A 13453-nucleotide genomic window follows, 5' to 3' on the forward strand; every position below is an offset into this window, starting at 1 on the left:
CTCTATTCCACCTTGATGCGCGGGTCGATCAGCGGGCTCAGGATGTCGATGATGAAGACGGCGGCGGCAACGCCGACAATCGACAATGCGCTGAGGCCGAGCACCAGGCTGTAATCGCCGGCATGCACCGCTTCGATCAGCAGGTTGCCGATGCCCGGATAGCCGAAGACGATTTCGGTAATGACCGTGCCGTTGAAGATCGCGCCGAGCGACATGGCAAGCCCGGTGAACTGCGGCACCATGGCATTGCGGGCGATATAGGAGCGCAGGATCTTTCGCTTCGGAACGCCGCCAAGCTCGGCGAAGACGACGTAATCCTCAGTGATGATGTTGGAAACGAGCGCGCGCATCCCGATCAGCCAACTGCCGGCGCCGACCATAATCAGCGACAAGGCCGGCAGGATCGAGTGTTTCAGGATATCGAAGACCAGGGCAAAGGAGAGGTCCAGATTGGCGTTCATCTCGTAGCCACCGTTGATCGGCAGCACCGGCCAGAGATAGCCGAACACAATCAGAAGCACGAAGGCCAGGATGTAATAGGGAATGGGAAGCAGGGCGATGAAGACGAGGCTGACGGCCTTCAGCACCATGTCCTTGCGGTAGTAGCCGGCGAGTGCGCCGATGGCATTGCCGAGCACGAAGGTGATGAGGGTCGACACCGTCATCAGACCGATGGTCCAGGGCAGGGACCGCAGGATGATGGTGGAAACTGGCGTGGGAAAAGCCGACAGCGAGGGACCGAGATCACCTGTGGCAAGCCGGAGCCAGAAATGCAGGTATTGCTGCCAGATCGAACCCTCCATGCCGTAAAGCTCGCGAAGCGACTGGCGCATGAGCTCGATCGCGTTGGGATCGGACTGACCCATCTGGGTGATGGCGCCTATGCTTTCTTCGACCGGATCGATCGGGGTCAGGTGCGTGACGAAGAATGTGATGGTCACGCCAAGAAATACGACAAGCAGAAACTGACCGAACCGCTTCAGCACAAAGATCAGATAGGACGTCATAGGGCAGTGGTTCCTCTCTGGTTCCCTTCATCGAGTGGAAAGGATCGACGGACATGCCACATGCCCGTCGATTAGGGGGCCGGCGCGCAACACTCGCGCCGGCGTTGGGAGGATTATTTCGGTTGTGCCGGCTTCAGCTTGACCATCATCAGCCTGGAGTTGGCCCAATTCGGCACCGGATCGGTATAGGGATCCGATATCGTCGGATAACCGGTCCAATAGGTCGTATCCATCGAGGTGAAGACGTTATACGACATCAGCGGGATCGTCGGCATTTCGCGGGCAACCAGCTTCAGATAATCCTTGCCGAGCTCGACGCCCTTGGGATCGTCGGCGCTGATGCCGCGGATGCTTTCGATGATCTTGTCGAGCTCCGGATTGCTCCAGCGCTGCCAGTTGCGCGGCGGCTGATTGTCACCCTTCTTGGCCACGAACTGCGAATGCCAGCTATCCAGGAAGAACGACAGATCGGGATCGCCGCCCCAGGTTTCGACGCTCCAGGCGATCGCCACCTGGAAATCGCCGGGCTGTAGCGCCGTCTGCCAAAGTTTCGCGGCCGGCACGGCTTTGGCGTCGATGCCGAAGGCGGCCCATTGCTGTGCGATCAGCGTCCCGGCGCGAGTGAAGACCGAGCGTGTGTCGCCTTCCACCGTCATCCGGATCTTGAAGGGCTGTCCATCAGGGGTCAGCCATTTGCCGCCGGATTTCTTGAAGCCGGCCTTCTCCAGAAGTTCGCCGGCCGCTTTCGGGTTCGGTTTCCACCAGCCATAGCCGAAGGCGCCACTGATCGCTTCCGGATCGGTCGGGATCTGGTCCTTGAACTTCGGCTGCTTGCGCAGGATATCGGCGATCTGTTGCCCGACCGTCGGGTCATAAGGCTTGATCTTGCTCTTGCCGGTATCGACCTCGAAATTCTTCAGCCAATCCTGCATCGGCGCCTGATAGTCCTTCATCGTGGCCGCCGTCGGCGGCACGCCGAGCGCCGACAGCGTCGCAGCGCCGCGATAGCTCGCCATATCAACCGCCTTGATGTCGATCAGCAGGGCAAGCGCCCAGCGTACATCGGCGTTGTCGAAGGGCGGATTCTGGGTATTGAAGATCACGGCCGGAAGCGTCGGGTCCGGATGGGCGAAGGGGAAGCCCGGGAACCAGGTTTCGATCGACTTCGATTTCTCCTTGAGGGTGAACATGCCCTCCGGCGTATTGTCGTGGATGATATCGAGATTATGCTCGAGCTGGGCGATCGTGCGCTTATCCGGCGGGCCGGGATCGGTATAGGTCACGTATTTCGGGGCCGGCTCGCCGAAGCGGGCAAGCGAAGTCCGCTGCCAGTCGTCGCGCTTCTCCCAGGTATACCACTTGCCCTGGGGGTCGAATGCCTTGAGCTTATAGGCGCCGAGCGAGACGGGATTGGCGAAATCATAACGAAGCGGATCTTCGACTTTCTCGAAGACGTGCTTGGGCATGATCCAGGCGCCGTTCCAGCGAACGGTGAAAATGGCGTGGAAGCGCGAATTGGGCTTCTTCAGCTTGAACACCACAGTCGAGGGGTCGGTCGCCTCGACGCTTGCCACCTGCACCGAGAAGGCAGCACTCCAGACCATGCCGGGATGATCCATCTGCGTCTTGACGGTGTAGACCACGTCGTCCGCCGTGAACTCGACGCCGTCGCTCCAGAAGAGCCCCTTGCGAAGTTTCACGGTCATCTCGGTGAAGTCGGCATTGTATTGCGGCTTGTCGGCGGCCAGCGAATTATCCCAGGTCGCGCCGCCAAGTCCTTGTTCGGGGTCGATATACCAGAGCGTATCCATGGTCAGCTGCTGCAGGCCGGTCGATACGCCGCCGCCGCCATTGACCCAGATGTTGAACCAGCCGGGATTTTTGATGGTCCCTTCCGGATTTTCGACGATGAGCGTCTCCTTGCGCGGCAAGGAGGTATAGTCATCGGCCTTGGCCGTCGCTGTCAGGCCGAGTGCGGCCAGCGCGACGCCAAATGCGAGCCTCTTCCACTGTTGCATGAACTCCTCCCTAGAAAGCGACGATACGGCGGCCGTAAAGGCACGCATGGGCACGTCGCGGTTGTCGGTTCGCAGAAGCCTCAGGACTTGAACAGTCAGGTCCTGGACCTCGGTGAACCATCCTTCCGGCTCCCTGCCTCCTCGCAGCGAGCCGAATATCCCAGAGCACGATGCCGAAAAGTGTGAGCGGCTTTCGGACGACATCATGCTCTAACTATTTAATTTAGAACAGGATTCAGATTTTTGGCCGATCCGGCCTAAAATCATCCTGTTCTAGCCGGAGGCGCCTGAATGGGCTACCCGGCGGTGACTGTCACACCGACAGCCGAATGACGTTGTAGGAGAACGGTTTCAGCGCCGCGCGCAGCCGTCCATCCTCGATCTTTCCACTCTCGACATTGACGGGGGCGACCGTCTTCGGCCGCGCAGCCGTGTTGACGGCCTCGAGGTCCCCGTGGGTCATCTCCACCTGCTCGACCACGCGGGCATTTCCGAAGCCTTCCAGCCGCACATCGAGATCGAGCGCGGAGCTCGGATGGCGGTTGACGGCAAAGAAGGTCAGCGTCTTGCCGTCCTCGGAATGGACTGCCGATACGTCGAGATAGGGGACGTCGTTCTCCTCGTCGCTGTCATAGGTCGGGCCATCGACGACCAGCTGCAGCGCCGTTCCACGGCCATACCGGGAGGCGTAATAGAAGGGGTAATAGATGGTCTGGCGCCACGCCGCACCGCCGTCTTCGGTCATGATCGGGGCGATGACGTTGACGAGCTGTGCGATGCAGGCGATGCGCACCCGGTCCGAACGTCGGATGAAGGTGTTGAGGATGCCGCCGACCTGCAGCACGTCTTCGAAATTGTAGATATCTTCCAGGAGATGCGGCGCATCCGGCCATTCGTCGCGCGCCAGGATCTCCTTGTCCTGCTGGTTGGAATGATACCAGACATTCCATTCATCGAAGGAAATCCCGATCGTCTTCTTCGAGCGCTTTTTTGCCTTGATGTAGTCGATCACGCCGCCGATCGTGGTGATGTAGCGGTCGAGCTTCGTCGCGCGGGCGAGATAGTTGAGGGTATTTTTCTCGCGGTTGGCAAAATACATATGCAGCGAGATATGATCGGCGCTGTCGTAGCACTGCTCGAGAACCTGGGCTTCCCACTCGGGATAGGTCTTGATGTCGGAATTCGACGAGCCGCAGACCACGAGTTCGAGCGACTTGTCGAAGCCGCGCATGGCCTTCGCCGTCTCGTCCGCCAGCCGGCCATATTCATAGGCCGACTTGTGGCCGACCTGCCAGGGACCGTCCATCTCGTTGCCGAGGCACCACAGTTTCACATCGTGCGGATTGGACCAGCCGTGCTTGCGGCGCAGATCCGACCAGTAGGTGCCGCCGGGATGATTGCAATATTCGAGGAAATTGCGGGCGGCATCAAGGCCGCGTGATCCAAGATTGACGGCAAGCATCGGCTTGGTATTCGCCTTCTTGCACCAGTCGACGAATTCATTCACGCCGATCTGGTTGGCTTCACGGGTGCGCCAGGCAAGGTCGAGGCGCACCGGGCGCTCCGAACGCGGACCGACGCCGTCTTCCCAATTATAGGCCGAGACGAAGTTGCCTCCGGGATAACGGCAGTATGGCGTGTCGAGCTCACGGACCAGATCGAGGACATCCCGGCGGAATCCGTCCTCATCGGCCGTGGGATGCCCGGGCTCATAAATGCCCCCGTAGATCGCCCTGCCGAGGTGCTCGAGAAATGAGCTGTAGAGCCTGGAGTCAATGGTCGCGATGCGAAAATCGCGGTGGACAATAACATTCGTCTTCAACGGATCCTCCCGTTTATATATCAGATTTTTTGTTTTCTTGCCCCTAACTTGATATCAGGAATGTTGTTCTGTCAACCGAGTTGCGCTTTTAATCATACTAATGCAGATTTCCGAGAAAATTGTTTTATTACAGTATGTTGTCGTATTTTATCGGTCATCGGAATTGGAAAAAAGCGTGATGTTTAAATCAGGATTTCCGATTTTTATTTTTCAGACATGCAGCCGCATGATGATATCGCGTCCGTGATTTCCGAAGCCGCGGCCGAAAATGTTGACGCCGCCGGTATGGCCGGCATTCTCCGCGATGCCGACCCGCAGCCGGATGGAAGAATGCTGGGCAAGCGCGAGATCGCTGAGCGTGACATTCGACGCGGCGATACCGTCGATGAAGGTTCCGCGCGTGGAGATCCGCCAAGTCTTCATCATACCATATTGCGAGCCCTCGAGCTTCCACCATGCCGGCGTGAAGGCGCCGCGCTTGTCGCCGTAGTCGCCGGGCGACGTCCAGGTGCCGATCGCCATGCCGTTGACCCAGAGCGTTATATCAGAGGGCCAGTCCGGATTGGTGCCGGGCACCTCAGACGACAGCTCCATCGAAAACTCGATGGCGCGAATATCCTTGTTCAACACCTTGGCGTTGTTGGGGAATTTATATTCCACATATCCCCTGCCGAACCAGACGAGTCCGGCCTGCATGCGCTGCGGATCCAGAAAATAGTCGGGAACATCGAGCGGGCCGATGACGCTCTCGGTGGAGCAAAGACCACAGGGCGCATGGACGTCACAGCTGGTGTAGAGCCCAACCGGCATCTCGACTTCGATGATGTTGTTGGCCCTTTGCGCGGCACTTTCCTCAAAGCTGATCAGAATTTCGCTGTAGATCGCAGAGCAGATCTTCTGGTTTCCTTTGCGGGCCTTCGTCAGCTGGGAATCGACAAGCCGGGCGTCTTCCAAAATCTGGATCCCGGTGGCGACAGTCGATTGTGGAAGAGAAAGAGCACGCGCGATATCGTTGATATTCATCGGCCCCCTGGCGCAGAGCAGCCTGAGCATCTCAAGCCGCGCCGGCGCGGAAAGCGCGCGTATCGCATCATTATTCTCGCCGGCGGCAATCGTCAAAAACGAGCGTTCCATCATTCCCCCACTATTTCCGATGAAGTGATGTATATCGGAAATTGTGATACATCAAGTAGGAATGCTTCGGTGGTTTGATTGTTATTGTTGAGAAAGACGTCATTGGTCCCTGAGTCCGGCAGATGCCCCGCGCAGTCTCGCGGCGGGCACTTCTTAAAATTCGAGATGTCCTAATGCCCGGTCGTCTTGGTCTGCAGGTCGGCATCGGTCAGGGTTCTGAGGAAGGCGACGATGTCGTCGATTTCGGGATCGGTGAGGGCAGGCGCGTCGCCCGGCTTCCTGCCGAAGGGCGGATCCTGGTTGAGATTGTCCCAATAGGCCTGCGGCAGGTCGTCATATCTGCGAACCGTTCCGTCGGAATTTTTCGGATACCAGCGGCCGGGATCGCTGTCGCGCGTCGCATAGAAGGAGACGACGTCGCGCAACGAGTGGAAATAGCCGTTGTGGAAGAAGCTCTGCTTCAATGCGACATTGCGCAGCGTCGGGGTTCGAAACAGGCCGCAATATTCGCTGCGCCCGGCAAAGTCGGTACGTTCAGGGCCGCAAAGACCGAGATCATGATAGTTAGGATCGTTGCTGGCGGGGATCGCCATGTTGCGCGGCGCGGCAAGCCCGAGGAAGCCGAAATCGGAAAATTGCGGCGGCTCGCCGTCATTGGCGGGTTCGCTCAAGTGACAGCTCGAACAGTTGCCCTTGGCCGGATCCTCGAACAGCTGGCGCCCATGCAGTTCCTGCGCCGTCAGCGTCGCCCTGCCGGCGAGGAAGGCGTCGTAGCGGCTGGAATAGGGAGAGAAATCCGGGCCGCTCTGTTCGAAGGTGGCGAGCGCCTCGGCGGCGGCATCGAAGGCGTCCTTAGGATTGTCGAACACGGCCTCGCCGAATGCCGCCTTGATGTCGTCGGCATAGGCTGCCGTCTGCAGCTTCGCCACCACCTCGGCCACATCCCTGTCGCCCATCTCGAAGGGTGAGAGCAGCGGGATTTTTGCCTGATCGGCGCCGTGATCGACCCGGCCGTCCCAGGTCAAACCGCCCGTCGGGCCGTTGTCGACGCTCTCGTCGCCTTCGTCCTCTGAATCGTAACAATGCTCGGTGAAAGCAGGCACCGATTGCAGATAGCGCAGGGTCGGAACGGCGCGTAGCCCCGGCTGGTCCCGATGCTCGCCGCCCATTTCAACCGGCATGGCCGATGCCGGGCCGAAGGCGTGAGCCGGATCATGGCAGGACGCGCAGGCTTGAAGCCCCGAGGCCGACAGCGAGGTATCTGAGAATATCTTGCGGCCGAGCGCTGTGAGCGTTTCGGCCCGGGCGAAGGCTTCCGTGCGCGACATCGGCCCCGGATGCACGCCGGCGGCAGCTGCCGCGCTGCTTTGCCGCAGGGGAAGAAGGGCAAGACCAAGCGCCACGGCACCCATGCTGACGGCCAGGCCGGACCGCACAAGCCAGATGATCTTCGTCGTCATCATAAGGATTCCAATAAGTTCGGGCCGGTTTCCGCTATGATCGAACCCCGCTGCAACAAATTGATGACGGCCATCCTCGTGCGGCATCACGGCAAGTCCTGATGTCACAAAGTTGATAGACGGCGGGAATAGCCTCAGCGCGCCCCCGAGCGTTCTCCGCTCCCTCTAGCCAACGCCCCCTAGCCATGAGGTACTTCCCGTGAAAAGACTGAAACTCCTCCATTCCATCCGTCTCGCCGGATCGGCCATGGTGCCGTTTGCCATGGCGACGGCAGCCCATGCGGCGCCCGCCGGCTACGACAAGATCGACAATGTCGTCGTCATCTATGCCGAAAACCGCAGCTTCGATAATCTCTACGGCAGCTTTCCAGGCGCCGACGGGCTCTCGAACGCGACAGCCGATCGCGCCCGCCAACTCGACCGCGACGGCCAGCCGCTGCCCGAACTGCCGCCGGCCTGGGGCGGCCTCACCGCCAAGGGGGTGACGCCTGCTGTCACTGAGGCGCAGTCGGCCCATCTTGCCAACGCCTCCTTCGCGATCGACGATCCGAAGGGCTTCGCGCAGGCGCCTTCGGTCATCACCCGCGACCTCTGGCATCGCTTCTATCAGGAGCAGATGCAGATCGACGGCGGCAAGAACGACAAGTTCGTCGCCTGGGCCGATTCCGGCAGCCTGGTCATGGGGCACTACGACGGCTCCATCCTGCCGATGTGGCAGGTCGCCAAGAAATACGTCATTGCCGACAATTTCTTCCAGGGCGCCTTCGGCGGTTCGTTCCTCAACCACTTCGCGTTGGTCTGCGCCTGCGCGCCCTATTATCCGGATGCCGACAAGAGCCCAGCCAGGCCGACCATCGCCAAGGTGGATGCGGATGGGACGTCGCTGATGGTGGCGGAGAATGCCCCGAAGTCGGCGCTGGAGGGCGCACCGAAATTCGTCTCCGACGGCACGCTGACGCCCGACTTCTACGCCGTCAACACCATGCAGCCACCCTACCAGCCGAGCGCCAATCCGCCGGCCAAGGACGGCGATCCGGCCTTTGCCGATCCGGCGGCCGCAACGACGCTGCCGCCGCAGCATGAAATCACCATCGGCGACCTCATGTCGCTGAAGGGTGTCAGCTGGAGCTGGTATAGCGGCGCCTGGCAGGCAGCCCTGGACGGCAAGAACGCCACGCCGGTGCCGAACTTCCAGTTTCATCACCAGCCGTTCAACTACTTCGCCAATTTTGCGCCCGGTACGCCGGCGCGTGCCGAACATCTGAAAGATGGCGGCCTTGGCGGCGAAGCTTTCCTTAGGGATATCGACGATGGCAAGCTGCCGGCGGTTTCCTTCTACAAGCCGCAGGGCAACCTCAACGAACATGTGGTTACGCCGATGTTTCGAGCGGCGACCAGCATCTTGCCGATATCGTTTCCCATCTCGAGAACAGCCCGCAATGGGCCCATATGCTCGTTATCGTCACCTATGACGAGAATGGCGGCTTCTGGGATCACGTCGCACCGCCGAAGGCCGACCGCTGGGGTCCGGGCAACCGTATTCCCGCCTTCATCATCTCGCCCTTCGCCAAGGGCGGCATGGTCGATCATACCCAGTACGACACGACGTCGATCATCCGCTTCATCACCGCGCGCTACGATCTGCCGGTTTTGCCCGGCATCCTCGCCCGCGACAAGGCGCTGTGCAATAACGACCGGCCGCCGATGGGTGACCTCACAGCTGCACTCGACCTGACACATTGACCGATTACGAGCGGCCCCGGTGCTGACCGGGGCCGCTCTGCCCCAATTTTGCTGTCAGCGATGCAGCAGCGGGCGCAACGCCGCCTGTGTTTCTTTCAGCAGCGGCAGATAGCGTTCCTTCATTTCCGCCGCCGGGACGAGGGCGGCTGGCGCGCCGATATTGATCGCCGCGAGCGTTTCGCCGCGGTCGTTGTCGATGGGCACGGCGATGGAGCAGAGGCCGATCTCCAGCTCCTGATCGATGATGGCGTAACCCTCAGTGCGGACCCGCCGGAATTCGGCGATCAGCTCGTCCGGATCGGTCTTGGTATTCGGCGTGTTTTGCTTCAGCTCGCTGCGGGCGAGGATGGCGCGCGCCTCGCTTTCGGCCAGGGCAGCAAGCTGCACGCGGCCCATCGAGGCGCAGTAGGCGGGCAGGCGGCTGCCGGTGGTCAAATTGATCGACATGACGCGGCGCTGCGAAGCGCGGGCGATATAGACGATGTCGGTGCCGTCGAGCACCGAGGCCGAGGCGCTCTGGCCGGCCCTTTCCGAGAGTTGATCGAGATGCGGCTGCAGCAGCGCCGGCAGCGGCGTCGCTGAGAGATAGGCATGGCCAAGGCGCAGGATCTTCGGCGTCAACGTGAAGAACTTGCCGTCGTAATCGGCATAGCCGAGCTCGGCGAGCGTCAGCAGCGAGCGGCGCACGGTGGCGCGGTCAAGCTCCGTCAGCTTGGCGGCCTCGGCAATGGAAAGCCGCTGCCGCGTTTCACCGAAAGCTTCGATGACCTTCAGGCCGCGGGCGAAGCCGCTGACGAAATCCGTTTCGCGCATGGGTCCAGTCTCCAATGGATTCATTTCACTTTGTGCGATATATGAACAAATGTCAAATACCGCACAAAATACGTTGCCGGCTGGCTTGCCGCGCTTTATGTCTACGCCAGAGGACGGGATGGAGAGTTCCCGACCGCATCAGCCAAGGAGAGATCCGGCATGGACAAGACAGTCGGGAGCACGGCGGAAGCTGTCTCTGAGATCGGTGATGGCGCGACCGTCATGATCGGTGGTTTTGGTGGCTCGGGCGCGCCGATCGAGCTCATTCATGCGTTGATCGACAAGGGCTCCAAAGGCCTCACCGTGATCAACAACAATGCCGGCAACGGGCGCATCGGTATCGCGGCGATGATCGATGCCGGCATGGTCAGAAAGATGATCTGTTCTTTCCCGCGTTCGTCGGATCCGCGCGCCTTTACCGATAAATATCTAGCCGGCGAAATCGAGCTCGAGCTGGTGCCGCAGGGAACGCTTGCCGAGCGTATCCGCGCCGGCGGGGCCGGCATCCCGGCTTTCTACACGCCGACGGCCTACGGCACCGAACTGGCCAACGGCAAGGTCATCGCCGAATTCGACGGCCGCCATTACGTGCAGGAGCGCTGGCTGAAGGCCGACTTCGCAATCGTCAAGGCTGCGATCGGCGATATCCAGGGCAATCTCACCTACAACAAGGCCGGCCGCAACTTCAATCCGCTGATGTGCATGGCGGCGGCGAAGACCATCGTCCAGGTCTCATCGATCGTGCCGGCAGGCGGCATCGATCCCGAGCAAGTGGTGACACCGGGCATCTTCGTCGACCGCGTCGTTGCCGTTCCCCATCCCCAGCAGGAAGAAGAGCTCATTCGAGCCGGAGTGGCCTACGTATGACCATCGATATCAGCTCCATCAACACCCGCGAAGACATCAAGCTTTCCAATGCGCAGATCGCCTGGCGCGCCGCGCAGGACATCGCCGACGGCGCCTATGTGAACCTCGGCATCGGCTTTCCGGAAATGGTCGCCCGTTATCAGCCGCCCGGCCGTCAGGCGATTTTCCACACCGAAAACGGCATCCTGAACTTTGGCGAGCCGCCGGCGGCAGGCGAAGAAGACTGGGATCTGATCAATGCCGGCAAGAAGGCCGTGACGCTGAAGCCGGGCGCTGCCTTCTTCCATCACGCCGACAGCTTCGCCATGGTCCGCGGCGGCCATCTCGACGTCGCGATCCTCGGCGCCTATCAGGTTGCGGAGAATGGCGACCTCGCCAACTGGCGGGTGGGCAGCAAAGGCGTGCCGGCCGTCGGCGGCGCCATGGACCTGGTGCACGGCGCCAAGCAGGTCTGCGTCATCACCGAGCACGTCACCAAGACGGGCGAGCCGAAGCTGGTGGAGACATGCACCTTCCCGCTGACCGGCGTCGCCTGCATCACCCGCGTCTATACCAGCCATGCCGTCATCGACATCGTCAAGGGACGCTTCGTCCTGCGCGAGAAGTTGGCCGCGATGTCGCAGGAGGAATTGCAGGCGATGACCGGCGCGCCGCTGCATGTCGACGGGCCGGTTGCGGACCTCGTTGTCCCCAAACTCTGAGGAAAAGCCATGACCGAAGCCTTTATCTGCGACTATGTCAGAACGCCGATCGGCCGCTTCGCCGGCTCGCTATCCCAGGTGCGCGCCGACGATCTCGGCGCAGTCCCGCTGAAGGCGCTGATGCAACGAAATGCCGCCGTCGATTGGGAAGCCGTTGACGATGTGATCTTCGGCTGCGCCAATCAGGCGGGCGAGGACAACCGCAATGTGGCGCGCATGTCGGCCCTGCTGGCCGGCCTGCCGATCACGGTTCCCGGCACGACGATCAACCGGCTCTGCGGCTCCGGCATGGATGCGGTGATCACGGCGGCGCGCGCCATCCGCTCCGGCGAGGCCGAGCTGATGGTCGCCGGCGGCGTCGAGAGCATGTCGCGCGCGCCTTTCGTCATGCCGAAAGCCGAGGCGGCCTTTTCGCGCGCGGCCGAAATTCATGACACGACGATCGGCTGGCGCTTCGTCAACCCATTGATGAAGAAGCAGTACGGCGTCGATTCCATGCCGGAGACCGGCGAGAATGTCGCCGAGGACTATCATGTCAGCCGCCAAGACCAGGATGCGTTTGCGGTGCGAAGCCAGGCGAAGGCCGCCGCCGCCCAGGCAAACGGACGGCTGGCGAAGGAGATCACGCCGGTGACGATCCCGCAGCGCAAGGGTGATGCTGTTGTCGTCGACAAGGACGAGCATCCGCGCGCGACGACGATCGAAACGCTGGCGAAACTCGCGACACCTTTCAAAAAGGAAGGCGGCACGGTGACGGCCGGCAATGCCTCCGGCGTCAATGACGGGGCGGCGGCACTGATCGTCGCGTCGGAAGCGGCGGCGCGAAAATACGGCCTGACGCCGATCGCCCGCATCCTCGGCGGCGCGGCTGCCGCCGTTCCGCCAAGGGTGATGGGTGTCGGGCCGATCCCGGCCTCGCGCAAGCTGATGGCACGGCTCGGCATGACCGCTGAGCAGTTCGACGTGATCGAACTCAACGAGGCCTTTGCCAGCCAGGGGCTGGCGGTGCTGCGCGCGCTGGGCATTGCCGATGATGACGCACGCGTGAACCGCAATGGCGGCGCGATCGCACTCGGCCATCCGCTTGGCATGTCGGGCGCACGCATCACCGGCACGGCAGCACTCGAGCTTCTGGAGACCGGCGGAAAATACTCGCTATCGACCATGTGCATCGGTGTCGGGCAGGGGATCGCGGTTGCGCTTGAAAGGGTTTGAGGTCGGGACGCTTCCAGCTTTAGCCGGAGGCTGCCGACCCGTTGCGCGGTGCGCCCGGTTTCGTTAGAGATCGGGCATGCTGATCCGACCTGCAGACAAGAAGGATCGAAGCGCGATCTGGAGGATCATCGGTCCGACGATCCGCGCCGGCGAAACCTATGCGCTCGATCGCGATCTCAGCGAAGCCGATGCGCTGGCCTACTGGGTGGCACCGGACCGCGAGACCTTCGTCGCCGAAGAAAACGGCGTGATCCTCGGCACATATTACATCAAGGCCAATCAGGCAGGCGGCGGCCGGCATGTCTGCAATTGCGGCTACATGACCGATGCTGCCGCGAGCGGCCGCGGCGTCGCACGGCTGATGCATGAGCATTCCCTGGGCCATGCCCGCTTGCTTGGCTTTCGGGCGATGCAGTTCAATTTCGTCGTCAGCAGCAATGAACGCGCCGTAGCGCTGTGGCAATCTCTCGGCTTCGATATCGTCGGCCGGCTTCCTGGCGTCTTCCTCCATCCCAAGCAGGGCTATGTCGACGCATTGGTGATGTTTCGCAGGCTTTAGCGGCCACGTCGTGCGGCGAAAAAAGATGTGAATGCGCTGTCGAAATCGCGGCGGTTCAAACGTCTTGACATTGCAGGCGCGGAATGCGGCGGGTGAGCCGCGTGCCTCGCGATC

Annotated in this window: 10 protein-coding genes and 1 pseudogene; 5 read left to right on the top strand and 6 right to left on the bottom strand. The window is 61.2% G+C overall.

Annotated features, from left to right (window positions below):
• Positions 1–2 precede the first annotated feature (2 nt).
• From N2600_RS30565 to N2600_RS30585, 5 genes are all read right to left on the bottom strand, one after another.
• The gene (locus N2600_RS30565) at positions 3–1007 is read right to left on the bottom strand and encodes an ABC transporter permease (RefSeq protein WP_003554064.1); all 1005 of its coding nucleotides are present in this window, start codon (positions 1005–1007) and stop codon (positions 3–5) included.
• Between the two features lie 113 nt (positions 1008–1120).
• Positions 1121–3025 carry an ABC transporter substrate-binding protein gene (locus N2600_RS30570; protein WP_170260512.1) on the bottom strand — a complete coding sequence of 635 codons (1905 nt, stop codon included), beginning with the start codon at positions 3023–3025 and terminating at the stop codon, positions 1121–1123.
• 313 nt (positions 3026–3338) lie between these two features.
• Positions 3339–4847 (bottom strand): arabinosylfuranosidase ArfA, encoded by a 1509-nt coding sequence (gene arfA / locus N2600_RS30575; RefSeq protein WP_260299681.1) that lies wholly within the window; start codon positions 4845–4847, stop codon positions 3339–3341.
• 210 nt (positions 4848–5057) lie between these two features.
• A complete protein-coding gene (locus tag N2600_RS30580) occupies positions 5058–5984 on the bottom strand; it encodes an ArsR/SmtB family transcription factor (protein WP_170256523.1) in 927 nt (308 codons plus the stop codon).
• Positions 5985–6151: 167 nt separating this feature from the next.
• Positions 6152–7441 carry a cytochrome-c peroxidase gene (locus N2600_RS30585; RefSeq protein WP_260299682.1) on the bottom strand — a complete coding sequence of 430 codons (1290 nt, stop codon included), beginning with the start codon at positions 7439–7441 and terminating at the stop codon, positions 6152–6154.
• A gap of 199 nt (positions 7442–7640) precedes the next feature.
• Here N2600_RS30585 and N2600_RS30590 point away from each other — a divergent pair.
• A pseudogene (locus N2600_RS30590) lies at positions 7641–9184 on the top strand (acid phosphatase).
• Positions 9185–9238: 54 nt separating this feature from the next.
• On the opposite strand, the gene N2600_RS30595 reads toward N2600_RS30590, so the two are convergent.
• Positions 9239–9997: an IclR family transcriptional regulator domain-containing protein gene (locus tag N2600_RS30595; protein WP_260299683.1), complete on the bottom strand. Its 759-nt coding sequence runs from the start codon at positions 9995–9997 to the stop codon at positions 9239–9241.
• Between the two features lie 159 nt (positions 9998–10156).
• On the opposite strand from N2600_RS30595, the gene N2600_RS30600 reads away from it, so the two are divergent.
• From N2600_RS30600 to N2600_RS30615, 4 genes are all read left to right on the top strand, one after another.
• Positions 10157–10864, top strand: a complete 708-nt coding sequence (locus tag N2600_RS30600) for a 3-oxoacid CoA-transferase subunit A (RefSeq protein WP_017968319.1) — start codon at positions 10157–10159, stop codon at positions 10862–10864.
• Positions 10861–11565: a 3-oxoacid CoA-transferase subunit B gene (locus tag N2600_RS30605; protein ID WP_260299684.1), complete on the top strand. Its 705-nt coding sequence runs from the start codon at positions 10861–10863 to the stop codon at positions 11563–11565. The genes N2600_RS30600 and N2600_RS30605 overlap by 4 nt, the downstream gene beginning before the upstream one ends.
• A gap of 9 nt (positions 11566–11574) precedes the next feature.
• Entirely contained in the window at positions 11575–12780 is a 1206-nt protein-coding gene (gene pcaF, locus N2600_RS30610) for a 3-oxoadipyl-CoA thiolase (protein WP_260299685.1), read from the top strand.
• A gap of 76 nt (positions 12781–12856) precedes the next feature.
• Positions 12857–13339 carry a GNAT family N-acetyltransferase gene (locus N2600_RS30615; RefSeq protein WP_260299686.1) on the top strand — a complete coding sequence of 161 codons (483 nt, stop codon included), beginning with the start codon at positions 12857–12859 and terminating at the stop codon, positions 13337–13339.
• Positions 13340–13453 lie beyond the last annotated feature (114 nt).

It is taken from the genome of Rhizobium sp. WSM1274 (genome assembly GCF_025200775.1).
Lineage (GTDB): Bacteria > Pseudomonadota > Alphaproteobacteria > Rhizobiales > Rhizobiaceae > Rhizobium > Rhizobium leguminosarum_I.